The 25,650-nt window shown below is 52.1% G+C and carries 23 protein-coding genes and 1 pseudogene; 2 read left to right on the top strand and 22 right to left on the bottom strand.

The genetic code is table 11. From position 1 onward, the window contains the following. Positions 1–2 precede the first annotated feature (2 nt). The 10 genes from EGM51_11575 to EGM51_11530 all read right to left on the bottom strand — a co-directional run bounded on the left by EGM51_11575 (position 3) and on the right by EGM51_11530 (position 9,065). Positions 3–1,214, bottom strand: a complete 1,212-nt coding sequence (locus tag EGM51_11575) for an efflux RND transporter periplasmic adaptor subunit (GenBank protein ID QBG48006.1) — start codon at positions 1,212–1,214, stop codon at positions 3–5. After that, positions 1,201–2,604, bottom strand: coding sequence for an efflux transporter outer membrane subunit (locus tag EGM51_11570; GenBank protein QBG48005.1), 1,404 nt, complete (start codon positions 2,602–2,604; stop codon positions 1,201–1,203). The genes EGM51_11575 and EGM51_11570 overlap by 14 nt, the downstream gene beginning before the upstream one ends. Next, positions 2,601–3,308, bottom strand: a complete 708-nt coding sequence (locus EGM51_11565) for a TetR/AcrR family transcriptional regulator (protein QBG48004.1) — start codon at positions 3,306–3,308, stop codon at positions 2,601–2,603. Before EGM51_11565 ends, EGM51_11570 begins: the two co-directional genes overlap by 4 nt. 89 nt (positions 3,309–3,397) lie before the next feature. Next, positions 3,398–3,625, bottom strand: coding sequence for a hypothetical protein (locus EGM51_11560; GenBank protein QBG48003.1), 228 nt, complete (start codon positions 3,623–3,625; stop codon positions 3,398–3,400). A gap of 82 nt (positions 3,626–3,707) precedes the next feature. Beyond that, positions 3,708–4,367 carry a hypothetical protein gene (locus EGM51_11555; protein ID QBG48002.1) on the bottom strand — a complete coding sequence of 220 codons (660 nt, stop codon included), beginning with the start codon at positions 4,365–4,367 and terminating at the stop codon, positions 3,708–3,710. Then, positions 4,364–4,891 (bottom strand): sigma-70 family RNA polymerase sigma factor, encoded by a 528-nt coding sequence (locus tag EGM51_11550; GenBank protein QBG48001.1) that lies wholly within the window; start codon positions 4,889–4,891, stop codon positions 4,364–4,366. The genes EGM51_11555 and EGM51_11550 overlap by 4 nt, the downstream gene beginning before the upstream one ends. A 49-nt stretch (positions 4,892–4,940) precedes the next feature. Then, on the bottom strand, positions 4,941–5,420 hold the full coding sequence (locus tag EGM51_11545; protein QBG48000.1) for a hypothetical protein: 480 nt from the start codon (positions 5,418–5,420) through the stop codon (positions 4,941–4,943). Positions 5,421–5,474: 54 nt separating this feature from the next. Then, a complete protein-coding gene (locus EGM51_11540) occupies positions 5,475–6,608 on the bottom strand; it encodes a YibE/F family protein (GenBank protein ID QBG47999.1) in 1,134 nt (377 codons plus the stop codon). Between the two features lie 81 nt (positions 6,609–6,689). After that, a complete protein-coding gene (locus EGM51_11535) occupies positions 6,690–8,237 on the bottom strand; it encodes an alkaline phosphatase (GenBank protein ID QBG49301.1) in 1,548 nt (515 codons plus the stop codon). Between the two features lie 57 nt (positions 8,238–8,294). Then, positions 8,295–9,065 (bottom strand): PEP-CTERM sorting domain-containing protein, encoded by a 771-nt coding sequence (locus EGM51_11530; GenBank protein ID QBG47998.1) that lies wholly within the window; start codon positions 9,063–9,065, stop codon positions 8,295–8,297. Between the two features lie 247 nt (positions 9,066–9,312). Between EGM51_11530 and EGM51_11525 the strand changes: the two genes are divergently transcribed. Beyond that, positions 9,313–10,746, top strand: coding sequence for an MATE family efflux transporter (locus tag EGM51_11525; protein ID QBG47997.1), 1,434 nt, complete (start codon positions 9,313–9,315; stop codon positions 10,744–10,746). A gap of 479 nt (positions 10,747–11,225) precedes the next feature. Here EGM51_11525 and EGM51_11520 read toward each other — a convergent pair whose 3' ends face one another. The 3 genes from EGM51_11520 to EGM51_11510 all read right to left on the bottom strand — a co-directional run bounded on the left by EGM51_11520 (position 11,226) and on the right by EGM51_11510 (position 16,080). Further along, positions 11,226–11,834 carry an RNA polymerase sigma factor gene (locus EGM51_11520; protein ID QBG47996.1) on the bottom strand — a complete coding sequence of 203 codons (609 nt, stop codon included), beginning with the start codon at positions 11,832–11,834 and terminating at the stop codon, positions 11,226–11,228. Between the two features lies 1 nt (position 11,835). Further along, positions 11,836–14,046 (bottom strand): hypothetical protein, encoded by a 2,211-nt coding sequence (locus EGM51_11515; GenBank protein QBG47995.1) that lies wholly within the window; start codon positions 14,044–14,046, stop codon positions 11,836–11,838. Between the two features lie 792 nt (positions 14,047–14,838). Then, complete coding sequence (locus tag EGM51_11510) at positions 14,839–16,080, bottom strand: hypothetical protein (protein QBG47994.1); 1,242 nt, start codon at positions 16,078–16,080, stop codon at positions 14,839–14,841. A 93-nt stretch (positions 16,081–16,173) separates the two neighbouring features. Here EGM51_11510 and EGM51_11505 point away from each other — a divergent pair. Next, positions 16,174–16,627 (top strand): annotated as a pseudogene (locus tag EGM51_11505) (nitrous oxide-stimulated promoter family protein). Between the two features lie 791 nt (positions 16,628–17,418). Here the strand turns inward: EGM51_11505 and EGM51_11500 are convergent. The 9 genes from EGM51_11500 to EGM51_11460 form a co-directional block, all read right to left on the bottom strand. Then, on the bottom strand, positions 17,419–18,387 hold the full coding sequence (locus tag EGM51_11500; GenBank protein ID QBG47993.1) for a hypothetical protein: 969 nt from the start codon (positions 18,385–18,387) through the stop codon (positions 17,419–17,421). Further along, the gene (locus EGM51_11495) at positions 18,377–18,979 is read right to left on the bottom strand and encodes a hypothetical protein (protein QBG47992.1); all 603 of its coding nucleotides are present in this window, start codon (positions 18,977–18,979) and stop codon (positions 18,377–18,379) included. The genes EGM51_11500 and EGM51_11495 overlap by 11 nt, the downstream gene beginning before the upstream one ends. 97 nt (positions 18,980–19,076) lie before the next feature. Then, on the bottom strand, positions 19,077–19,679 hold the full coding sequence (locus EGM51_11490; GenBank protein QBG47991.1) for a penicillin-binding protein activator LpoB: 603 nt from the start codon (positions 19,677–19,679) through the stop codon (positions 19,077–19,079). A gap of 20 nt (positions 19,680–19,699) precedes the next feature. After that, positions 19,700–20,155, bottom strand: coding sequence for a DUF1425 domain-containing protein (locus tag EGM51_11485; protein ID QBG47990.1), 456 nt, complete (start codon positions 20,153–20,155; stop codon positions 19,700–19,702). Between the two features lie 8 nt (positions 20,156–20,163). Beyond that, positions 20,164–21,624, bottom strand: coding sequence for a hypothetical protein (locus EGM51_11480; GenBank protein QBG47989.1), 1,461 nt, complete (start codon positions 21,622–21,624; stop codon positions 20,164–20,166). A gap of 18 nt (positions 21,625–21,642) precedes the next feature. Then, the gene (locus EGM51_11475; protein QBG47988.1) at positions 21,643–22,500 is read right to left on the bottom strand and encodes a hypothetical protein; all 858 of its coding nucleotides are present in this window, start codon (positions 22,498–22,500) and stop codon (positions 21,643–21,645) included. Between the two features lie 17 nt (positions 22,501–22,517). After that, positions 22,518–23,522: a hypothetical protein gene (locus EGM51_11470; protein ID QBG47987.1), complete on the bottom strand. Its 1,005-nt coding sequence runs from the start codon at positions 23,520–23,522 to the stop codon at positions 22,518–22,520. A gap of 366 nt (positions 23,523–23,888) precedes the next feature. Continuing rightward, on the bottom strand, positions 23,889–24,806 hold the full coding sequence (locus EGM51_11465; protein QBG47986.1) for a dihydroorotate dehydrogenase: 918 nt from the start codon (positions 24,804–24,806) through the stop codon (positions 23,889–23,891). Next, positions 24,799–25,584 carry a dihydroorotate dehydrogenase electron transfer subunit gene (locus EGM51_11460; GenBank protein ID QBG47985.1) on the bottom strand — a complete coding sequence of 262 codons (786 nt, stop codon included), beginning with the start codon at positions 25,582–25,584 and terminating at the stop codon, positions 24,799–24,801. The genes EGM51_11465 and EGM51_11460 overlap by 8 nt, the downstream gene beginning before the upstream one ends. Between the last annotated feature and the right edge of the window lie 66 nt (positions 25,585–25,650).

Here is a 25,650-nt window from a genome sequence, read left to right as displayed (position 1 = left end):
GATTATTTTTCCGGTTTCGGCGCTGCAGATTCTTCCGGGTTCCCGGAGGGTTGCTGCCCGGGCATCGATTCGCCTGTATGACGGAGCTGCATGCCGTCTACCGCAGCGGGAAGATCGGTTGTAACAATTTCGAGTGTTGATGGTCCGTCAACCCGAACCAGAACTTCATCGGTGTAGCCGTCAATAACCTCCGCCTGGAGAATACGCAGTTTGTTTTCGGTATCAATGGTCCAGATGACGTTGCCGTCGCGCAGATATTTCCGGGGCAGCAGTATGGCGTCTTTTACGACTTCCCCCTGGATGCGGACGCGAACATATTCATTGAGCAGCATAGGACGGCCATCGCCGCCATAGGGAGCATCCGCCATCAGAAGGATACGGGCCATGCGACCGGTTTCCGTTAAGGAAGGAAGCAGTTTATAGGTTTGTGCCGGGCGGGTGGATCCGTCAGCAAGCGTTAACTCTGCGGGATAGGTTTTGGTTCCCAGTGCAGGCAGGGGAGTCAGAGCACTTAAAGGAACAGACGACTGGATATAGAAGCGGTCAATGGCAGCGAGTTCGACCAGCACGGATGACGTCTGAGCATAATCGCCGATATCTGCTGTTTCGGAAATAACAACCGCATCGAACGGGGCTCTGATTTTGGTGCGGGCCAGGTCTAGTTTAGCTGATTCAACAGCAAGTTCTGCTGTTTTTACTGCAGCTTCGGCCGCTTTGAGCTGAGGTTCGCGGAGCATCAGGTCGCGGTAGGAATCATCCTCATCACTACCCATCAGTTCCAGTTCATGACGAACCACATCCTGCTGACCTTCTTCAATACGATAGCTGCTTTGCGCGGTGAGCAGATCGGCTTCGGCTGCGGCGAGGGCCAGACGGTAGTCGGTATCCTCGATCTCAATGAGGACTTCTCCCTTTTTCACCAGTCCGCCGGCGACCAGACCGGGATTCACACGGGTAATGCGGCCGGTCACTTCGGGTTGCAGTGCCGCACGTTTGTCAGCGATAACGGTACCTAGGCATTCCACGCGGTGTATATGTGAACCGGTTCCCAGTTTGACCGTTTCAACCACGGGAATCATCGACGACATTGAGCGTCGGCGTTTGGCTTCGGGTTTACTTTTGATAAAATAGGCTGCTATGGAAAGTCCGATGGCTAGGAAAAGCAGACCGAGTGCGGTTGAGACAAGACGTTTGGTTCCTTTATTCATATTCATTCTCCAGGATAAATGACCAGTCGCCCCCGAGGGAGCGGTAAAGTTGAATACGATCACTGAGCAGATCCATCCGGGCCTGTACGTGGGTGATCTCAAGTGATTCGCGCGAAACAACAGCGGTAAGAGCGTCAAGGAAGGGCAGGACGCCTCGCTGGTAGCGGCGGATCGATTCCGTTTCACTTTTCTGAGCGGCGGCATACTGCTTGGCAATGGCTTCCACATAGGCGGCCTGATGCTGTTCATCGGAGAGCGCATTTTCCGTTTCCTGAATGGCTTCGAGAACCGCAAGGCGGTAAGCCGCAATACGTTCGCGGGATACGGCTTCAGTCCGCTCAACTTCAGCCCTGCGTGCTCCGCCATCCAGCAGCGGAGCCAGCAGACTTGCGGCGAGGTTCGAGGCCCAGTCATCGAACAGATCCTCTACGTCATCCCCGCCTGTGGTGATATTGCCGGTGAGAGAAATCGAGGGGAGCCGCGCCGCCCGGGCGGCACCGACCGACCAGTCGGCGGATTCAAGCTGCAGGCGCGCAGCCTGTATGTCGGGCCGGTTTTCAAGAAGGTTGACTGGAAGCCCGGCTGCCGGTTGGGGAGGGAGGGCAGGCAGCTCTTCGGCTTCCAGTCGAAGGTCGGTTCCCGGAATTTTACCGATGAGCACGGCAATCTGATTTTCCGAGGTTTGAATAAGGGCATGCGTCGGCGGGATTTTGGCTTCGGAAGAAGCTACCAGCTGCCGCTGCTGCAGTACATCAAGCAGGGTGGACTGTCCGGTCTGGTAGCGGCGCTCAATCGCGGCGAGTTTATTGCGATTGGATTCCAGCTGGCTTTCGTAGAGCGCCAGAATTTCATTTTGCGCCAGCCAGGAGAAATAGGCGGTGGCAAGTTCGGCCGAAAGGGTCATGCCGACCGACTGCAGATCAAATTTAGTGGCTTCAAAATCGGCAAGCGATGCGCGTTCGGTGGATTTCAGCCGGCCCCAGAGGTCGAGTTCATAACTGGCATACAGGCCCATTGAATAGTCGGGGGTGGTGCGACTGCTCTGGGTATCATTGTAGTTGGAGGTATAACTGGAGGAGGCCGATGCACTGCCGTCGAGCTGGATTTTTCCGTCAGCGCCGCTTTTACGGGCCGTGGCTGCGGCCTGTTCGAGGCGGGCATAGGCCTGTTCCAGACTCAGGTTTCCGGAAAAAGCTTCGTCCATCAGCCGGTTCAGCTGATCGGAGCCGAAGGCTTCCCACCATCTGGTTTGCAGAGCGGCCTGGCCGGAGGGGTTTTTGAACTGCTCAGGCGTCTGTTCCTTCAGCAGATCATTTTCACGCTGCGGTTCAAGAGAAACACAGGAGGTGAGCAGCAGTGCGGAGGACGCGGTTATTACGGATAGTATCTGTTTCATGAATTCAGGCTCTTTTTAACTTCCCTGAGGCCGCCGATGGCAAAGGCCTCGATCTGTGTAATTAAAGGAGTGATGTTCTGGAAGCGGGAAAAGCGGTGCCGCCGGTGGGGATCATTTCTATGTTTCTGGTAACCGGCATTGATTGAGATGTGTACCCCCATAAAGTTCTGAGTAAGCAGGTCCAGCTGAATTTCGCCGATCTCGTATTCGATAAAATCGCGAATAGCCGCCCGAACCCGGTCGTGATTCGGTTTCAGATAGGTTGCTAACAGTTCATCATGTTTCGGGGTGAACTCATTCATTTCCCTGTGGATCAGCATGGGGCATAAACCGGCAAGTCCTTTTGAAAAAATACATTCAAGCCGTGAGCGGAGGAACAGGCGCAGCCAGTGTTCCGCTCCCACTTCCGTGTGGTCATCCGGGTACGGAAATTCGGAGCGGGCGGCGCTGACCAGATAATTCCAGACTTCGGCATAGAGCTGGGCCTTGTCGCCGAAATGATAGTTCACGGCTGCAATGTTTGCCTCTGCCGCTTCAGAGATTTCGGCCACGGTGGTTTCACGGTAGCCCTTTTCTGCAAAAATCGGCGCGGCGGCTTCGATCAGGCGCTCTTTGGTTGATTTGGTATGGTTCATTTTTAAATGCTCATTTGAATAGAGGGAGTGCAACGTATGAGGTGACCGGTTTATTGTCAAACAATTCATGTTTTTATTTCAAATGAGCATTTGAATCCGGATGAATGTTAAAAAAGCCCCCCTTCGAGAGGGGAGCCCTGTGCAGGATTCCGCAGATTTTATTTTTTGGAGCAGGAGGAACAGGCCGCTTTCTTTTCAGCCTTTTTGGCTTTGGCCTCACAGCCTTTACATGCTTTTTCTTTTGTGCAGGCTTTGCATTCCGTTTTGGCTTTTTCAGCCTTTTTGGCGGAACATCCGCATCCGGAACATCCGCATCCGGCACATGCAAATGCGGAACTTCCGGCCATCATTAATGTGAGTACTGCAACGGTCATTACTTTTTTCATGGGTTTACTCCTTATGGGTTAATTACTTTTACCGGTTTTTATTGTTTCCAATATTGGGAATGTGACGTTCGATCTTACTTTTTCAGAGGATTTTTTCATCGGCAATGCGGATGGCTGTGGCCACCAGTATACGTTCGCCATTCTCCTGTATAATATTTCCTTCGATGTCTACCTGCGAAGCCAGTTTACAGAAGTGTTTGCTGTATTTTCGCAGGTGGGGGTCCCGTCGAAGCGGCAGAATCTGTTCTTTGCCGTTTTCATCCATGAAGCGGACGGCCTGTCTGCAGCGGCCTTCGCGTTTCAGCGTACAGTGCATACAGACGCATTCGCCCTTGATGTGTACATGCGCGGCTTCCGTGCCGGAAATCAGTCCGGTATCGATATCGGACGGATTCATGAAATATCCAAAGGATAGCAGAACCAGTAATAATGCAGCTATGGCGAGTAACAGCTGCCATGGCCGCGGATTCTTCCGCTCTTTCAGCTGTTTTGTAACTGCCTGTTCAAAGTCCGATGAATCCGCTTCTGCCCGTAAACGGGTGTGAAGTCCGGCGAGGAATGCCTGAGCCGAGCGTTCCGGCGCATGTTCCTGCGACCAGGTCTCCCATATCAGCAGTTCCTGCCGGAAATTTTCGGCCAGATCACGGTCTGATTTCAGCATTTCCGCGAGTTCATTCAACTCGTTTTCAGCGGGGTCTCCATCCAGATAGAGGGAGAGCAGTTCCTGGTATCGTTCTGTCATGCGGTTTCTCCCGCAGATTGTTCCATGCATTTGCGAACGGCCGTTCGGATGCGTTGCAGCTGTTTGCGGATGGCCGATGCGGTGGAAGAGAATTCGGCCGCCAGTTCTTTGCACCGCCGGCCCTCTTCATAGCGGCAGCGCAGCAGTTCACGTTGGGGTTCGTTCAGTTTCCCTACACAGTTTTTCATGGTGTTGACCATAAGTTCGCGGTTGGGTTCGGGTTCATGTTTTTCGATGCCGAGGCTTAGCAGAATATCGGTAATGCCTTCGTGCATAATACGGTGCCGTCGAGCGGTTTTCGTCCGTTCACCCATTACCTGCCGACGGGCAATGCCGCGCAGCCATTTTCCGAAATCCTCTTCCTTCCGGAATTCAGATCGTTTGCGGAACGCCACAATGAAAACCTCCTGTGCCATGTCATCCACCCAGGTTTCATCCACGCCCAGCGCACGGATAAAGGCCCGCAGTCCGGCATGGTGCTCACGAACGAGAAGGTCGAAATCCAGTGTGTCATCGTCTCTCATATATCCATTATTGGCGTGTGAGCTGAAAACGTGACAGGTTTTATCGCATTTATTTATGCTCTGCCGGAAATGCTTTGAATGCTGTGGCGGACAGAATGCGCAGACCGTTCGTGGTCAGGATGTTTCCTTCCACCAGAACGGGGGTAGGGCCGTTGCAGAAATAGTCGGAATTCATGTCCATGGATGGATTATTCTGGAGCAGAATGACCTTTTCTTCGTTGCCGTCGGCGCGGTAGCGGATGGCGCGGTGGTGCTGGTCGCTGATCTGTAGCGTGCATTTGATGCACACACATTCACCGTGAACGGTTAGGTGGTTTTCTTCCATTGCCTGGAAAGCGGGCGTCATTCCGGTGGTGTCTTTTGCCGATTCCGCCGCCATCTGGAGAACAGAGCCGAGGATCATGAAAAGCGCGCCAATGGCCGCCACTGCAAAGACGGGGCGCAGGAAGGGGTTTTTGCGCTGTCGGAGTTCCCTAGTGATGGAAAGTTCGAAATCCCCATTGTTTTTCTGTTTTATGTTGTCGCTCATGCCGGCCGGTCTCCAAAACTTAACCGCGTATTCTGGAGAGGATCGCCGCCGCCGTCAATTTCTGCGCATCACCAATCCGCCGATGAGCGCGGTGAACGGAGCGACAGTGACGAGGCCGAAGCTGCCGACCATCGTGTTGAGTACTTCAGCGGCGACATAGTTGAGATTGAAAATCTGGATGGGCGGGATGTCCTGACTGATGAAAAGCATGAACATGAAAATATAGGAGCTGGAATAGGCGAGCAGGAGAGTGGTGGTCATGGTTCCGATGACGGATCGGCCGACACGCAGACCGGAGCGGATATGTTCCATAAAGTGAATTTCCGGATGTTTCAGCTTAACTTCCTCCATCGAGGCGGCGATATCCATGGCCAGGTCCATAACCGCGCCGGAGGCTGCCAGAAAAATACTGGCGATAAAGATCGGGGTGAGCCGCAGGTGGGCGAAGCCGCCGTGCAGCAGATTTTCGGCATAGGGGCGGACTGCACCGTGAATATGAAACAATCTGCTGAAAACCACCGCTAAAACGGCGGTGAAGGCCAGGCCGAGAAATGCGCCGGAAAAGGTGACGAATCCTTTTGGGGTAAGTCCGCCGACCAGAAAGCTGATGGAAGCAGTCAGGCCGGCGACTACGCCGAGAGCAACCCAGATGGGATCATACCCTTTGAGGAACATCGGCAGCATGATTTTCCAGATCATCAGGGTGGCAAAGGCAAAAGAGAGAATAGCTTTCAATCCGGTAATACCGGCGACGGCGATCAGCGCGATGGCGAAAAGGGCAACCAGCACAATTTCAAGGTGGATGCGGTAATGGCCGCGTGCGGTACCCCGGCCCAGGGTCTGATCCGGTTCCGGAAAATACTGAACCAGCAGTTCGTCGCCGGTGGTGTAAACCTCATCCCGTTCCAGCATGCCGATGAGCTGGTTCTGAACCTGTAGAATCTGTCCTTTATGCGGACCGCTCAGAAGCCGGGTTTCCAGATGCTGGAATCCGGTATGAACCACTCCGAAGACTTCGATGTCTGCATTGTCTGTTGAGAGCACAACGCCGCGGTGCCGGAAGATCTCGCGTTCATTTTTTCCCTGATATTCAAAGCCGGTTTTGATTTGTGTGAGGATCAGGCAGAGCACCGTGAAAAGGAGAATAATGCTCAGATCTTTCTGCGTGGATGGATGCTTGAATTTCATATTTTCTCACCGATCGGAAATGTAAAAGGGCAGGATGCCGATGGCATCCTGCCTGTTTTGGAGCGAATAAGGTGCCGTGGTTTAGTAGGGCAGACCTCCTCCGGAGTAGTCCGGATCCTGAACCGGAAGGAACGGTGTGCGCATGGCCTGGCCCAGGAATTTGGCAATGTCGGTGTTGTCGTAGAATCCGTTGAAACGGTAGGCATCGAAACCGACGGCCATCACCGGAACCGGAACTGCAGTGTGTGAAGTGGAGGCCCAGAACAGACCGGACTCCTGATTCAGAATATGAGTGCAGGTGACGGCAATGGCGTTGTAGCCGCCGTAAATCGTGTAGTCTACGTCGGTTGAGCCGTCGATGTCGTAGCCGCTTGCACGGTCATCGGTTTTAACGCCGCCGAGTTCACGGTCATAGGCCGCTTCAAGTTGTTCCTGCTGATATTCCGAGAGATCCGTCCAGACGAGACCGAAACTGTTGGAGATGGCCTCCATCATATCCGCGTCGATGTTACTGGTTTCAGCGTCCACCCAGGTGTGGGTGCTTTTATAGTCGACCATAACCTGACGGTTGAACAGGTCGTAGGAGATGTTCTGGTCTTCCAGGGTGGCGAAGGCGGTCTCGTATTTTGTTCCTTTGTAGCCGATGCTCATGCCGCCGGTTTCGTGGTCGCCGGTAACGACGATCAGGGTTTCGGCCGGATGGGCATAGTAGAATTCGAGCGCTTTGCCGACCGCATCGTCGAAGGCAATGGTGTCGATGATGGTGGCTTTGGCATCGTTGGCGTGACAGGCCCAGTCGATCTTGCCGCCTTCAACCATAATGAAGAAGCCGTCGGAATCATGCTGCAGGCGGTTGATCGCCGCCTCGGTGATTTCGGCCAGAGTGAAGTTTTCCGGCGGCGTATCCATGTGGTACGGCATGGCGTTGGAATCGTAGGAAGTGGCTACAGAGCAGACCACTTTCCCGGAAACATTTTCCAGATCGTCGATGCTGTTTACAAACGTATAGCCCTGATTGGCAAAGGCGTCACTGACGCTGATTCCGCCTGCGTTGTCGGAACTGGTCATGTAACGGAACTGACCTCCGCCGAAAAATTCAAAACCACTCTGGGCGGCCTGATAGCCGATTTCGGTGTATTCATTCCGGCTGTTGACGTTGGCATAGTAGGATGCCGGCGTAGCGTGCGGCAGGGATACGCTGGAAATGATTCCAACGGATTTGCCCTGTTCGTGGGCCAGTTCGGCGATGCTTTTGTAGGCAATATTCTTATCTTTATTCAGTCCGATGACGCCGGTGCCGGTTTTTACACCGCAGGCGAAGGCGGTGCCGGCAGCGGCGGAGTCTGTAATGAAGCGGGTGTCTGAATAGGTTGTGGCCATGCCGGAGATCGGAAGCAGATTCATATTCAGCATGCTGGCCTGCAGGTTGGTCGGATTATCCTCTCCTCCTTCCATCATACTGGCTTTATAGGCTTCGGCAGCCTGCATCTGAACGCTGGTCATGCCGTCGCCCAGGAAGAAAAATACATATTTTGCTCCATTGCCGGCGCGGGAGGGGCGGGCATCGACCGATGCCGCAGTGAAGAGGGTAGCCAGTGCGCAACCGGCTGCCGCACCTTTGATAAACATAGATTTCATTTTTATTCTCCTTGGTTAGTAATAATTATAAGTAACTGAGCACCCGGATTATCTCCGGAGCCTTCTGCGCGTGCCGGCCAGGATCACCCCGCCGAAAATCATGGAAATCACGGATGCCGGTTCGGGAACGGCGTCATAGGAAACGGCATCGATGCTTACTGAATCGATAAAGGTGTTGTCGTCGGCATAGGTGAAGTCGGCAAAGAACCCGTCGGTACTGCCGCTGACCGTGAAGCTCCAGGCTTCTGTAATCAGTTCGGCATTCAGGTCGTGGTATTCCTCCGAAGTGACATTGACGATGTGTCCGACCGAGGTGTCGCTGAGCTGCGGCATAAGGTCAAACCCGGCGCGCCAGCTGTCGTCGGATTCGTCGTCCCAGTAGGACAGCTGAATAACAACTTCGGTAGTTTCGAAACCGCTGAACGTCGGCATCCAGAAAGAGAGCGAATCCGAAGTGCCCCAGAGATCCAGATAATCATGGCCGGAAAGCGGTCCGCCCGCGGCATCGGACAGAACATCCGCTTCTCCGAAAGAACCGACCGTATCGGTCCAGGTTCCGGTGTTGTAGTCATATGCGCCGAATTCATCGGCGGCTGAAACCGTACCGGGATTATAATAACTCCAGTTGTTCCATTCGGCATAAACGGAACCGTTGTCGTCGGCCCAGTCCGGCGAGAAGGGGCCGGCCAGTGTTGTTCCGGCTGCAATAACAGCCATGGCAATGATTTGTTTTTTCATATGATTTCCTTTCTTCAGTGAATAGTGGGGATGTTGTTTGGTTTTGAGGCGCTGAAGATGGAGAGGCTTCATTAAATACATGTAAGCATCATGTGTTTTGGGTGTAATTGGACGGTTAGGGCTGTGACCGGACGGTTACGGTTCAGTTTCCCTGTAAACAGGTATGTTAAACCGGATTTATAAATCCGCCGGTTCCGGAAGATGGCGCTAACATTTTCAGCTGTGATTGATGCTGGTTAGACAGAATATAAATTTGGGGATGCAGCAATCGGGTTTTTATCAATAAAGGATTTAATTCGGGCTGGGGTCGGCGTACATTCCGCGCTCTATGAATTCCTCCGGAACAGATGCGCGGCCCTTCGGGGGCTGGCGGGAACTGATGAATATCGCCTGGCCGATGATTGTCAATTCGGCGTCGTTCGCTGTGCTCAATTTCAGCGACCGTCTGTTTCTATCCAACTATGGCGATGCGGAATTCCGGGCTTCGCTGCCGGCGGGAATTCTGTTTTTTACGCTGGTCTGCGGATTCATGGCGCTATCCGGTTATGTGAGCACATTTGTAGCTCAGATGTACGGGGCCGGGGATAATGCGGGGTGTTCCAGAGCGACGGCGCAGGGCATCATTTTTTCCCTGTTGTCGGTTCCGCTGATCATGCTGCTGGTGCCGGTCGGATTGTTTTTTCTCCGCATCAGCGGGCACGAGCCTGCCATTCTGGCGATGGAGGAGGAGTATTTCGGTATTCTTATGTGGTGCGGCGGCGGGATGACCATGAGCTCGGCGCTGAGCGGGTTCTTTTCCGGGCGCGGAAAAACGTTTGTCGTGATGAGTACAAACATCATTGCCAATAGCGTTAATGTGGTGCTGAATTATGTTCTGATATTCGGCGCCGGCCCTTTTCCCGAGCTTGGCATTGCGGGAGCGGGTTGGGCGACGGTGGTCGGTTCCTGGCTCTGTCCTCTGATTTTTGCCGCCATCTATTTCACCGGCCGGGTCAGTCGCGAATTCAAGACCTGGAAAAATATGCGATTTGACGGTTGGTTGTTTAAGCGGATGCTGCGTTTCGGATTTCCTTCGGGGGTGCACTGGTTTCTCGACGTGGCCGCCTTTACTGTGTTTGTACTGCTGGTCGGTCGGATGGGGGCCATTGCCCACATTGCCAGCAATATTGCGCTGAGCATCAATCTGGTGGCGTTTATGCCGATGGTCGGTATGGGCATTGCCGCTTCGATTCTGGTGGGGCAGTATCTCGGTCGTGAAGAGCCGGAAAATGCAGAAAAAGTAGGCTGGTTGGCCATGAAAATCGGGGTCAGTTATGTGGCTTTGACCGGGCTGACTTTTGTGCTGTTCCCGGAATTCTACATCAATATATTCAATGGGCAGTCGGCAGCGACCGTCTCCTATGAAAAGCTGCTTTATACAGTACGGATTTTATTAGTTATGCTGGCGGTCTGGGGCATGGCTGATGCGGTTACTCTGATTCTTTCCGGAGCGCTGAAGGGGGCGGGGGATACCCATTTTGTGATGTATTTCCAGTCCGCCGTCGCCTGGGGCATCCTGGTGCTGGGCCAGCTGGTTATTGTCGTCTGGCTGAAGCTGAATATCTTCATCAGCTGGGCGTGGACTCTGCTTTATGTATTCATTCTCGGCGTCGGATTTTTCCTGCGTTTCCGTTCCGGCCGGTGGAAAACCATCGATCTGCTCGACCGCAGAAAAGCACTGGACGAACCGGAAAATACCGAAGACCTCGTCACGCGCCTGTAATAGAAAAGTGTTCCAAATATTGGAATGCCTTAGATTGGTGATTCACTCTGTCTTTCCGGCTGAATTTTTTTCGGACTTTCCGGGGAGATGTGATTCAGTCGTTCAGATCTGCTTGTATTCGCATTGTGAGGCTGAACAGGCAGGTCGATATACTGATGCGAGACCTTGCGATCAATGTATTCAGGGTCCGTGTGTCGACCTGTTTTGAGCAGCAAGAGCATAAAGCTCCTGTGCATTTTTCCCTTTGTTCGGGATCATATCAGGAATTTGTTGACCGGACAAAAAAAGACCCCGGGGGTTAGGCCGGGTTCTTTTCGGAGTAACGGGCGGCGGTGAATTTGGGTTCACTTGGGTTGCCGCTGGTGCCCGGTATGAAATGGGTTGTACCAATGTATACGAGGGGGGACGGAGCGGTGTTACTGAAAAACGCACTTTTTTTAAAAAGTGCCAATGCTGGTAAAAACGCCGGAATCCCGGTTTCAGCCCAGTTCCCGGTTGAGCCGGGTGATTTCCGCGCGCATTTTTTCAAACACTTCTGCTTTGTATACCCGGACGCTGGCTTCGGAAATACCCAGTTTGGCGGCAATTTCCCTTGTTGGGACTTCATCGGATACGAGTTTGAATACGTCCCGTTTGGTCTTGTAGATGTCGTTTTTGATGTTATCCCAAGCCAGATTGGTAATGTGCAGCACCCATTCTTCGCGCGCAAGATTTTCAATATCGGGAAGTACGTGCTCTTCGATGGAGACATACTGCTCCTGATATTCCACCGAATCACGTCCGGTAATGAAGTTTTTTTTCGTTCGGAAAAAATCCTTCACGGTATTGCGTGTCATGGCGGCCAGCCAGTTATGAAATTTGCCCTTATTCTGGTTGTATTCAAAATCCTCGATTTTCTGCCAGACCTTCGTAAGTACGGCCTGGCTGATGTCCTCGGCATCGTCGGCATTAATGCCCATACGCAGAATCAGGCTGAGAATGAAGGGGCGGTAAATCGTTTCGAACTCGATCCACGCTTCATGGTTCTCGGTCTTTTTCAGCTTCGTAAGCAGGGTGACCCGCGTTTGATATTGGTTTTCTTCACTCATGTTACATGTCGGAATAAATAATGATTACACCGCGCCGGGACAAGGACTGGATCGTGGGATCTTCGCGGAAGGCTTCGGACACCGTCAGCATTTTCAGATTACGAAGCCAGATCAGCCGGGGAGAGATGGATAGATCTTCAATCCGGCTGATATCAAGCGTCCGGAGGCGGGAATACTTCAGAATGTTTGAAATATTACGAATATTCGTTCCGCTGATATCAAGTGACTGAAGTGAAGTCAGTGGATCGAGATCGAAAAGATGGTTTAACTGACTTCCGCTTAAGCGGAGTTCTACCATGCCCGGTTCAGTCAGCAGACGGAGATCGGGACTACCGGAGTTATTCAGATTGAGCATCGTGATCTTAAGGCCGCACAGTGGTGTTATATCATCCAGTCCCGGATTGCCGTCGATATCGATGATCCATCCGTTGGAACCGGTCGGCTGCCACTTTAAATTGATTTCACCGGCTTCCGGATTGAGAATTTCGAGCGCTTCGGCAAGGGCGGGGAACCGTGTTTCAGCCTGAAAGCCGGATCTGTTCAGCTCGTAGAAAAAGCGAGGAAGTTGCCCGGCAACGTTGTAGGCCACAAAATCTTTTACTAACCGGGGCAGCAGTTCGTCCGTCACCTGATCAAGATCGCTGTATTTTTTTGCCAAACGGATGGATGGCGGTTCTTTGGTAACGGCGTGACCATGCTGACCGGAAAGAATGTTCCAGGCCTTGGAAAAGTCGCGCTGGGCCATCAGCATTCTGCCTTTCAGGAGCCAGGCATCGGCCAGCTCGGGATCGAAAGCCAAGGCTGTGTCGAGGGATTTGCCGGCTTTGGAAAAAGCCAGGTCGTTTTCCTGCTGGCGTGCGAGGTTGAGATAGTCCGGGGCGACCTGTCTTGCTGTGCTGGCAATATATTCATTCTTTTCCTGTAATCTGCCGAGCGCATTCAGAGCGATCTGCTCGCTTCGTTTTACTGATTGAAAACTGCGAATTGTGACGGCGGCAATTATTGCGATTGTTGCGGCGACCAGACTGACGGCCAGTTTATGCCGTTTCACCAGCAGCAGTACATGCGTGATGAATGTCGGGTTTTCTGCTGTGGTTGCAAATCCTTCCTGATATTTATGGATATCGCTGATCAGGGCCGCGACATTCGGATAGCGGTCTGCAGGATCTAGCGCCATGGCTTTCATAACAATGGCATTGAGTGCGGCCGGAATTTTCCGTTCCGGTGCACGCTCTCCAGGTGCCTGAAAATCAGCACGCACCGTTTTCTGCAGTACTTCTTTTACGGTGTCTCCTTTTATGGGGCAGTTGTAGGTCAGAATTTCATAGAGGAGGGAACCGAGCATGTAGACGTCGGTCTGGAAAACAATATCCGACGGAACGCCCTGTGCCTGCTCCGGTGCCATATAGCCCGGTGTTCCGCCCACCGTATTTTTACGTTCGCGCCGTTTCGCGGACCCTTCTAGATAGCGGGTAAGGGTCTGGCCGTTCTCCAGCTCTACATCATCCATGCTCTGCCAGGAAATCGGTTCCCCGTCATATTCATTGAGGTGTGTAATCAGTGTGGAGAGTCCCCAGTCGAGTACATGTACATCGCCGAAATCACCGACGTTTACATTCGAAGGTTTCAGATCAAGATGGATTACGCCTTTGGTGTGGGCATAGTCGATGGCATTACAGACTTTCAGGAAAATACCGAGCAGGTGCGTACGGGTATAACGTGCAATATATTCAGGGTTTCCGTTTCGCAACTGCTTAAGGATATCGCCCAGCGTTTCCCCCTTTAACGCTTTCATTGTAAAATAAGGATTCCCGTTTTCATCCAGAGCGATATCGTAGATCGGAATGATATTCGGGTGCTGTAGATTTGCCGTTAGCCGGGCTTCATAAAGAAATGAATCGATATCATCCTCGGAAGCAATTCTTGAATCCTGAATCAGTGCCATTGCCACTTTCCGGGCGGTCCGATGGTCATCGACCTCCCAGATTGATTTCATTCCGCCTTCGTTCAGTTTTTTGCTGACCGAATAACGGTCCTCAGGATTTCCATCCATTAGACCACCGCGTCCGCTGGCTGGATTGCGTTCCAGATCCTCTTCAAAAAGAATTTTTTCAGTACTGGAAAAGATGATGTCATCCGCGAAGAGGCTGGCGTTCCCGATCTCGCGTTTCGGAGCGTTGGTTTTCTGAGGCTTGTCTTTAGGATCGTCCATAATTGACCTATGGGAAAGCTAGCATGGGTGATTCACCCGGGCAAAAAAAAAGGAAGTTCCTCCTTATCAGAACACGGAATTTGAAAACATTCAGTGGCTGCGTTCTTTTAATTCATACATTTTAATGTATGAAAATAATATCAGTCAAAAACTGAAGTAATAATCTCTACTTCATACATTTAAATGTATGAAATATAAGGTGAGTTTCATTTGCACGCGACAGTCTGAAAAAGAAAACCCCGGGGGTTAGGCCGGGGTAATCGGAGTAATTTTAAGAAGCTGGTGCAACGGGTTTGGGTTCACTTGAGCTGCGAGCTTCACTATTTAGGTTGTGTTGGGTTCATTAATGTATACGTATGAAAGGTCTGAAGCGTTACTCTGAAGTATAGAATTTTATTAAAATTATTCCGCATGCGTGAGGAACGTTTTCAATAACGGGTTTTATGGTGAAGCTTTTAAGACAGCCTCTTCCGCAGCATCTGTGGGTAATCTCTGAGCTAAATGGCTCAAAATCCCTATGAATGTTGTTTTTATGCCCCAAAAGGAGCTGTTTATTTCTCGTACGAGAAAATCCCGCCCCTGCACAGCCTCTTGAAACGGAGCTTCCGTTGGAGATTGCGACCCAAAGAGCCATTTTTCCGAGAGTTGTCCATAGATCCGTCGGCCCCAAGACGCCTCGCCGCCGGAGCTGTGGTCAACTCGACTTGTTTCACCCTCAGATTCAGCGGAAGACCCTAAAAAAAGAGGCTGGAAGAATCCAGCCTCTGAACATCGTGTTACAGTTTTACGGTTTTAGAAATGCAGTGTGCCGCGGAGCCAGAACACGGTTTTGTCCTCGGTTGGACTTCCGCTTTCGCCTTTCATATAGAAGGCGGCGCCGGTTAATGCTTCGAAATTCCTGCAGATTTTATATTTTACCATCGCATCGATTTCGTTACCGAGATTTCCGGAAAAGGAGCCGGCGGGTGTTTCGGCGGCCGTGTTGAAATAGTGGTACACCGCAATGAGGTCCAGACTTTCCGAAGGAGTGACGATGCCTTTAAGCCAGACATCGACGAGTCCGAGCGGCCGTCCGGCCCCGGTATCCAGGAAGACATCGGCCCAGCCGTTGAAGGCGTGTGCTGTTCCATTCAGTGTCTGGAAGCGTTCCCGGGATGTATCCCCGCCGGAGATATATTCGGTTCCGAGTTCGATATCTGCTGCTTCGAGGTCGAGCATACCAGAGAGAGAACCGTAGTAGGCGTCCCGCTGAAAAGCAATCATGGCATCGTGGGAAAACGTTTCTGTTTTTCCCCGGAAACGGGCACCGAAAGTATCGATATCGGCGGAGCCGTCATTACGCTGCAGATAGGCAAATGCGGAGATATGATGATTTTTACCGATTTTGTATTCGCCGTTCATCAGGTGGTACTGGCGGTTGTGGTTCACTTCGCCGCTGATCTCGTTGATGCTGTCGGCGTAGGCATAGAGCAGTTTCAGGTTTTCAATGGATTCATTCTGCACGAGTGCAGCATTGAAGGACTGGGCATTGAACCGCCATCCGACATTGCCGATGAAGCGGGCATTATCGAGAATGATTTCCTGCGAGCCAATCCGGGCATGTGTGTCGTATCCGGTATAGGAAAGATAGGCTTCGTGCAGTCTGAACGATTCGGGGTCGTTGACCGTGTCGTACGCCGGATCTTCCGGAGAAAAATGGTCATTAATCGGACCGACATACTGGCCCAGGATTTTTCCGCCGAAGCCTTCTTCGTTTTCCGCCTCATAGGTAACTCTGGCACGGCTGAGCAGTGCGTGGGCATTTTTCAGACCGTTGCCGGACTGGTCGACAAATTCATACCCCAGCAACACTTCAGCGGACAGATTTCCCTCCTTCAGTTTTTCTGCTGTAGCCCATTCATCAAGTGAAGGCCATTCTTTATTCATCCGGTCTTCTTCCACTTTTGCTTCAGCGGGTGTTTCGACCACTGCTTTTTCTGCAAATGCCGCAGTGGAAATCAGCGTGGCGGTAATCAACAGATGTTTCATGTGCATCCCCTTTCGTTGTTAGGCATGATTCTGTTATATAAAAGGAACATAGTCGAATATAGTGCTGAATCAAGTCGGATCATTCCGGGCGGGTAGAGTATGAATTTCGAATATAGAACCATAGAAGCCATGGTCCGGCTGTACTGCCGGAGAAATCATAGGGAACCCTGTTGTGCTGAATGCCGGGAACTGCTGGATTATGCCCGAATGCGTATTGAAAAATGTCCATTCGGAACTGAAAAACCGACGTGCGAGAATTGCACGGTTCATTGCTATAAGCCGGAAATGCGCGAGCGCGTGAAAGAGGTTATGCGTTTTTCCGGTCCGCGGATGCTGGCGCGGCATCCGGTGATGGCAATTCGTCATCTGGTCCGTTCCAGATGTTATTCCGGCAGACGCTCGAAATAGACCACGTTCTTTTTCGGACAGATGGTCACCGTGTACATTTCCAGCATTTTCCGCCCGGCGCGCGGCATGCGCTCTTCTCCGGTTGGCAGCAGCAGGGTGGGGACTTTGCGCCAGACCGCATCGCCCAGACTCACCTGCCGCGTAATCTTCACTTTCGCATCTCCGCGTGAAAAGTGGTAATCGCCGGCTACATCGAGAATAATCGGAGTAGAGCTTCCGGAAATACCGCCCTCAACCGCCAGCCCGCCTTCCGGAACGGAAACGATGCTGCAGATGGACATCAGCAGATCGGTTTCCGGGACATAGATATCGGATGAAGAAAAGCGGACTTCCCGTGTTCGGAAATCAAAGCGGATATATTCAAAGTTTTTCAGCAGGTCATAACCGAAGACCGCGTCAACCTGCGGGGCTTTAATGCCTCGCGCCAGCGGGCCCAGCGAATTCAGGGCCATACGGACGTATAGCGGGGTATTTTCCACTTCAATATCACCCAGTTTCATGAAGGGAACCGCCGCTGCATAGCCTGGTGCTTTTCCGGTGTTCAGTTTGCCTGTATAGGGTATGGGATTCCGGGCAGTGCCCAGGAAGACGGCATCAAATTTCTGTGCCGTTCCGAATTCCATCCACGATACCGGTGATCCGGTATCGAGCAGGGCATTCAGATTTTCAGATGCGGACATCCCGGAGACGCGGATAATAGGGATCGGACCGGCTTCAAACGCAATAGTGACCAGTTGTTCCGGAATGATTTTTGCGGAGCCGGCGTAAGCGGGGCCGCTCTCACTTTCCACTGTTTTCAAGCCGAACTGTTCGGCCGGCTTTGCATGCCAGAGATAGGTGTTTTGCTGCATTCGCGGCATCACGAATTCTTTCTGAGCCTGGATGCTGCCCGCCGCCATCAGGCCGGCAATTAGTGTCTGTAGGCGGCCGTTCATATTATTCCGGTTCCGGATAGCGTTCAAAATACACTACGTTCTGTTGCGGACAGACCGTAATCAGATAATTCTCCAGCAGCTTACGCCCTGCGCGCGGCAGTGCACCCTGAAACGGAAGATGTCTGGTGTTGACTTTACGTATCACCAGATCCCCGAGGCTGACCTGTTTGGTCTGTGCTACTTTTTTGTCACTTCGGGTCAGATAGAAATCGCCGGCCAAATCGATTACGATTGGCGTCGGGTTCCCGTAAATAGCGCCGTCTACACACAGGCCGTATCCGGATACGCGCTTGATCTGTGCTTTGGAAAGCAGCAGGTCCTCGTGGGGGGTGTAGGGATGACTCGAAGAGAAAATTATCACTTCGTCACGTGGGTTGATCTGGATGGTTTCAAACTGGCTCAGGAGATCCCAGCCGACCGACATGTGAATTTCCGGGTCAAATATATTCCGAGCAAACGGACCCAGAGCGCCGCGTGACATGCGGATATACAACGGTACATATTCCATGAAGAGCTGATCGAAACGCAATTGGCCAATGACGGCGGCATAGGCTTTTACATCGTTGGCGAACTGACCGCGATAGGGAATGTATTTATCATTCATGCTCATGAAGGTGGCTCCGAACTCCTCGGCGGTCGAGTATTCCATCCAGGTCAGCGGAGAGCTGAAATCGAGCAGGGCGTTGCCGTTGTTGCGGGCCATCTTTCCCCGGAATTTAATGACGGGTACATGGTTGATAAAATCCATCTCCGCCTGGTGGTTCGGGTGCAGTCGTGCCTGGCCGCGGAAGCCGATGCCGCCTTGGGTCGGGAAGGCATGGAAACCGAAGTACTGAGGCGGTTTTGTGCGGGCCAGAGCCTGTTTCTGTTCGCGTTCAGTAAGAAACTCCTCTTCGCCATACTGTTTCGATGCGCAGCCGGCGAGCAGTACAGTACATAGAGCGGTGAGCGAGATGTGTTTAATCATCATATTGTTTTTCCTCGTTGAAAGCCGCCAGTTTACCATCATAGGTGTCCAGCAGAATGAGAATGTCAGTTGGATTTTCAGAAAGACACGCCAGCAGAACGTTGTCGGTCAGTGCAAAAGTCAGATGGAGTCCTGTAATCAGCTCAGGGTCAGCGTATGTCCAGACCGGCCAGACCGCATGCTTGCCCATAAACTGCAGCTTTCCGCCCTCGGCGGCCTCCAGTTTCCATCGCAGCCACGGACTGCGCCAGCCGACCCAGCTCGAGGCTGCCCAGGTTTTCTGCCGTCCGGCGCTGCGGAAAGGGAGGTCCGCCACTGCAATTTCAGAAGCTGCCGCCAGATTTATCCAATCATTGGACTCCGCAATGGCACGCAATGAAGTGCCGGTGCCGAGTGCTTTTTCAATCTGCCCGCAGACGGGACTGTTCAGCAATTCGTCAAGGTTTTCAGCCTTGAAAACAAACGTGGCTTCCTGCGGAATGGCACAATGTACGGCATCGGGCTGAAAGGGTTGGGTAAAGGAATAGAAGAAGACGGCCCCTGCAAAGAAGGTGCCCAGCAGTAGGGTGATCTTTTTTTCTAGTTTGTCTGCCATTACGCGGGTCTGCTGTTTCGGAATACCTTTGTGGTGCAAAAAAAACGCTCTGGGTGAAGTCTTAACCCAGAGCTGTTATCTAATAGCGTAAGATCAATTACCAGCCAACAGAATTTTTTTTCCCCTGTTTAGTGATTTCGACTTCATCTTCCCAGATGGCCAGACCGGTTGAAATCTGAGTGAGGGAAAGATGGAATGCGTATGTGACCTGCTTTTTCCGTCCCGCATTTGTGCGCGACTCCGTCAGCTTTCCGGAGAGGCTGAAATCGGGTTGTGCAACGGCAGGCTTTTCATCGTTCATGAAGGCATTATATTCGGCCTGGCTCTTGGCCAGGGGATCTTCCGCTGCTCCGCCCAGGCCAATTGTCGTTGTTGTGACAACCTTGCCGGATTTGTTGAGCTGAACGCGGATTTTTTTCACGAGGGCATCGGTATCAACCATTTGCTGGGTGTTGTTGGTGATGCGACTGATGGCCAGTACGGCAGGTTGTCTCGGGGCGTTTTCCAGACGACCGGAGGTCAGCAACGATTGGACCATCTGGTCGGCGGCGTTTTGCCAGTCCTGAATATCAATTTTATTCAGTGATACGATGCTTTCTGTGCCGCCGGACTCAATATAGCCTGTTTGGGTGGCGCATCCGCTGATCAGCAGAGCGGATGTGAGTCCAAGCACTCCTGTTACGATATTTTTATTGTTCATAATAACATTCATCCTTTCGATTATGGTTTGAAGGGGTTGATGTTGTTGCGCTTGAAGAATGGGCGCGGTTCCTGGATTTTCAGACTGAAATCTACGGCATTCGGTGTGGGAGCGACTCCGATGACCGCTTTGCGTTCTCCGCCTGCAAACTGCAGGGGCTTCCAGTTTTGGGATGTATTTAAGACCATGCCGTTCTGGTCGACCCACTCGAAGGCGTAGTTTGCGGTCATGGACTTGGATTTCCGGTTCTGGAGAACAACCTGTATCTGTAGCATATCTCCGCTGACGACTCCTTCGTTAACCTGAACAATGGCCAGTTTACCTGCAAGAGAGGAGTCGGTTTCAATGCGTTTGTCCTCAACGATCGAGGGACTTGCATTAGGGGTTGCGCGTTCGGTGCTGTTGACGGCAGATCGGCATCCGCACAATGCGAGGATGGATGAGGCGACAATGACGGTTCCTGCTATGTTTTTCATAATTTCTCCTAGTTAACGCAAAAGGTGTCGACAATGGGTGCAGACCTGCTGTTGACCGAGCGGATGGTGACGATGTTGTTCTTTCCGGGGGAAACTTCAACCGGGACATTCCGCGATCCGACCATAAGGTTGATTTTTCCGTCGGAGGGCGATGGCATCCGGATGTATGAAATCTGTTTGGGGAGGGTTTGCCAGGTGCGCGTGTCGGAGATATTGGTTCCGGCCTGATAACCGACGGTTGCGACCTTGGTTCCAATCTTTACCCAGATGTTTCCGGATTCCTCGGCAGCTTGTTCTATGGCATAGGCCGCGAGGGCCTTGGTTGCAGAAGTCAAAAGAGTCTTGGTTAGAACAACAGGCCAGTCATCTTTGAAGTCTCTGCTGATTACAGCATCCATATCGCAAAGCAGCTCACTGGTCAGGACTTCTCCTGCTGAGTTCGTGGTGGATATCGAAGGGATGAAGTCGTCGTGATATTCAAGCCGAGGGAAAGCCGCTCCGACATAGGAGATTTCTCCTGTGACCAAAAACAGAGGGATATCTATCCGGATCTGGTCTCTGGAAGGGGCTGAACCGGTCATGAACAGGATATAGGTTGTGCTGTTGGTTGAGGAACCGGCTTCCAGTCGCTCCACCATCGCATAGTCTTCCGAGATATATTTGCCGGGTGACATTCCTTTGACCCGCTCTAACGATTTGCGGGCGCGTTCATAATCGGAGCTGGAGGTTGCATGGTAGCTGAAGAAGAGGCCGTCGAGGAAAACAGCGAACGGATTTACATAGGACGCGTAAGGCAATAGCCGCTCGTCCAGCTGAGTCATCTGTTCTTCGACTGCTGCGGAAAACTTGGGATCTTCCAACGCGCGGTCCACATCATAGTCTGCGACTTCGTCTTCCGTGTTTTCTTCGGCTTCCGCCTCCTTTTCGTCCGGTGTGTTTTTGGCCTTTTCGGCCTCTTCCTGCATTTTTGCGATACGCCTGCTGTTTTCTTCCACGGCATCCTTCTGCCGCTGAAGGCTGCGGTTCAGTTCTACCCGAGCCTTGTCATGTTCGCCAAGAAGCATGTAATTGAGGGCTTTATAGGTGTTGACCATGATTTTGTCATAGCTGCGTCCGCGGTAAGGGAGGTTGGCCTGGTTGGTGAGCAGTGCTCCCGCTTCTTTTGTTGCGCTAAGTTTGGCTTCCTCCTCATATTTATTGATAATATCCTCTGCGTGGTCGAAAACGGCTTGGCTCTGTTCGATTTTGCCAATCGTCTGGAGGATGGTTCCGTATTCCAGATTCCAGATCAGTTCGTCTTTTCTGCCCTCGACTTTTTCGACCTTATTGGAGATCAACGATGCGGCAAGGGCACCATCGCCGGCATTCCATGCTTCCGTGATTTTTGCACTTTGCTGGGTGTAGGTTGTGCACCCAAAAAATGCTGTGCTTAAAGCACCCAGCGCAATGAGCTGAATTAATTTTCTCATTATAGAATATTTTTCCTCTTATTGAATGGTCTGTCGAACGACGCTTCCTTTAACCACTCCAAAGTCCTCGGTGAGTACTCCGATGGAAAACTTGGGGTTCACTCGGGTGATCTTGAGTTCTCCTACCTTGATTTCGCTTCCGCCGAGTGATTCGCCTGTGTCAGGATCGATCATTTCTTCGCCGATAGCAAAGACCTCCCACACTTGTCCGGCGGTAATTCCGGTTCCGTCTCCACGGTTTATCATGGCCTGCTTGCCGGTGATGCTCAGGATTTTTGCAGGATAGATTACGTCCACGACGCGGTTGGCCACCTGAAGGCTCATCTGCTGGGCGATTTTGCGCAACAGTTCATCCGAAAAAGAACCGTTTTTGGAGGAGGAAAGCAGGTCTTCCATCTGTTTGTTATCCAGCTGAAAATTAGCCGACTCGATAAGTTTGCCTGTCTTTACTTCATAGATGCGCGCGACCATACCCAGCCGTATTTTACGTTTGCTGACGGTTTTACCGATGCCGCTGAAGGTCATGGTTTCAAGGAAATCCTGGAAGTCGTCCACGGAGGGAACAATCAGGTAATCGGCTTTGGTGGCCTGAATGGTATCGCCGGTTAAAGCAGCATCTTCGAGCAGAGCATCCAGATCGCTACGTGCCGTGAGCTCAAATTTCCGGGTTCCGTTCATCGCATCAATCAACTGTCCGTCGATTGCGTCCGTAACCCGCTGAAGCGACAGTAGGGTATTATCTTTTTGTGCTGAACTTTTGATTGAATCGGCGATCTTAACTTCTGCTACGGCGAGTACTTTGCGTTGTGCCTGAGTGGTGCCGCAGAAAACGGCGGTGTAAAAAAGCAGGGTTGCTGCGAGTTTAATTTTGCTCATTTTTTTTCTCCTAATGTTCAATCCTGATTTAAAAGACTTTGATTTTTTTCGATCGTAACGCCTTCGTCGGTATCGATTTTGAGATTGATTTTGTAGCCTGATTGGCGCAGGCGCTGTGCTTCGCCGCGGATCAGCTCGACCTGCGCATCGTTGAGTTTGGTCTGCTGCATGAGTTCCGTGTACAGCCTGGTTTTCTCTTTCCAGCGCTTCAGGCCATTGTCATTAAGTTGCATGGTGATGTTGAGCTGCATACCATCATAAATATTCACCATACGTTCGAAGGGTTCAAGATCATCGCGAACCAGACGTATGCGGTGGAGTCCGGGCGATGCTTTGAGAGGAGTGAGCATCGTACCGGTTCCAGTGGTTCCGACCAGCATGCCGTCAAGCTCCACCGGTACAGCCATCGGCTCCACGGTACCCTTGTTCGCTACAATCGTTACATGGCCATCGGCATCAATTTCAGCCTGTGGGAAATTGACCTCATTCAGGCTGACCACAACCTGGAAGGTGACCTGCTCTTCAGCCACGTTCACCTCTTTGATGCTGCCGCTTTTGTTGGTCTTGTTTAGAGCGGCCCCCATGTCTTTACTGGCCTGAACCAGCAGTTCGGTTACGATGCCGGTGGTGGTCGTGTGGGAATGCCTGGTCTGTTGGATGGTGCGACTGGGTTCCATCATGCCGGAGGTCAGCGAAGCGCCGGTGTTGCCTTCGAGCACCCGGTAGGATGCGCGCAGAGTATACTTGTAGTTGTCGTATTCAATGCCGCGGGCGTTCACGTGACGCTTTTCCTCATCCATGCCCATGAGTGTTGCAAACAGCAAATAGTCCGCACCGAGGTTCTGTGACAGACGGAGGGCAGAAGTCTGACTGTCCAGCACTTCCTCAAGCCTGTCTTTCCTGGCGTCCTTGAGCAGGTTGCCTACGGCATCAATGGTGACCTCTCTGCTTATGATTTCAAAGCCAAGGTCCGTAACCTCTGCGATAATCATATCCTCGAAGATCGGGAGCTGGCTGTTCAATGTGGCATCTGCTCTGTTCGCTGTAAAGATAGCGACTTTTTTCGGGGGGATCGTTTCCTTATCAGTTTTGGCAAGAAGTGGTTGGGTGATTGTGCAGGTTGCAAGCAATGAAATATATAGTAATTTCATGATCATAGTTTCCCCCTTTTCGGTGGTTAGAATACTTTACACGCTATCAGTTTTGTTAAAAGTGCAACGAAGCGAGGTCATTAAAAAGCTTGTCCTGCTATAATGAAATCTTTTTCTTTAAAAAGGATGAGGGTGTGGTTCTGCAGACCTCCGAGTGTGAAAATCAATTGTCGAGAAGGGAGAATTCCTTTTTTCGGAAGAAAGGGCGGGCTTTTGACTGAATTCGGATTGTTTTTGTCATAATTTCACTGTGCCGACAATGTCGTACACTGAAGTGTGTCCTTTTTCGGTCAGATAGGCCCCAATGCCGTTGATTACGCGGTTGACGGTGGTTGGGTCGACAAAGTTGGCGGTGCCCACGGCCACGGCAGTTGCACCGGCAATCAGAAATTCGATGGCATCTTCCGGTTCGAAAATTCCGCCCATTCCAATGATTGGAATGCTGCAGGCCCGGGAGGCGTCGAATACCAGTTTAATGGCAATCGGTTTAATCGGAGGTCCCGAAAGGCCGCCGAATTTATTGGCCAGCTCCGGTTTCAGCGTATCGATATTGATCGCCATGGCCGGCATGGTGTTCATAATGGCAATGGCATCCGCGCCGGCGTCTTCGGCCGCTTTGGCAAAATCGCCGATGTTCGGAACGTTCGGTGCGAGTTTCGGGATGATCGGTTTTCCGGTTTTGGCGCGGACGAGTTCAATCACTTTTGAAAAGGTGGCAACATCCGTACCGAAAGCGGAACCGCCTTCTTTAACGTTCGGGCAGGAGAGGTTGATTTCGTAGGCATCGATCCCGTCCTCATCATCCAGCATGTCGACAACCCGGCCGTAGTCTTCCATGACTTTTCCCCAGATATTGACGATGACGGGGGTGTTGAACTGATTCAGGAACGGGATGTATTTTTCTATAAAACCTTTCGCACCGGGGCCGGGCAGGCCGATGGCATTGAGCATGCCGCCGCGCGTTTCAAAGGTGCGCGGGGTCTGATTGCCCACGTGTTCTTCCGGGCAGATGCCTTTAACCGTGATGGCACCGAGGGTATTCAGATTCACCAGATCGGCATATTCGGGGCCGTAACCGAATGTTCCCGAGGCAACGGTCACCGGGTTTTTCATGGTCATGGAACCGATTTTGATTTCAAGATTCGGTTTACTCATCCCACAGCACCTCACGTGATTCATAGATGGGGCCGTCTTTGCAGCAGCGTGACCATTCCCATTGGTTTTCTTCTTCGGTTTTGCGTTTAATGACGCAGGTGAGGCAGGCGCCGACGCCGCAGGCCATGTGACGGTCGATCGAAAGCCATGCAGTGAAATTATGTTCAATGGCGCGGTCGCCGATGGCCTTGAGCATCGGGTTGGGGCCGCAGCAGAACACTTCCAGGGATTGGAGGTTCTGTTCCGCCGCCCAGGGATCGAAAGCGTCGGTGACGAGGCCTCTGGTACCGAGCGAACCATCATCAGTCGTCGGTCGAACGTCCCAGCCGAGCGCTTCAAATTCCTTTACGAGCAGAATGTCGATGGCGGAACGGCCGCCGAAGAAGGCGATACCCTTTTTCTTCATGCGCTGGGCGAGGATGTAAAGCGCAGCATTGCCGTAACCGCCGGCTACGAGTACGGGAATTCTGGCGGGATCCGGATCCGGATAGCCGTTGCCGAGCGGGCCGATAATACTGACTTCGTCGCCGGCTTTAATATTGGCCATAGCTTCGGTGCCGCGCCCGACGGCTTTATAGAGAACGGCGACGCCGGAAGTATCGGCCTGATAGATACTGAACGGTCGGCGCAGAATGCGTTCGCCCAGATTTGGCACCTGAAGGCCGAGAAACTGTCCGGGTTTTACCTGCGGTCCGGTGACCGGTGCGGCCAGCCGGAGGATGCGGTATTCGCCCTGGAAATTATCGTGTTCAATTACGCTGGTGAGTTCCTGTTTCATATAAGCGCGGGATAATGGGGATTTCGCCGAAGCGGGTCAAACTTTTCCAAGATCGGGAAGTGTTGC

The sequence above is a fragment of the Verrucomicrobia bacterium S94 genome, assembly GCA_004299845.1.
Lineage (GTDB): Bacteria > Verrucomicrobiota > Kiritimatiellia > Kiritimatiellales > Pontiellaceae > Pontiella.
The sequence above is the reverse complement of the archived record's forward strand: the minus strand, read 5'-3'. Positions and strand labels throughout refer to the sequence as shown.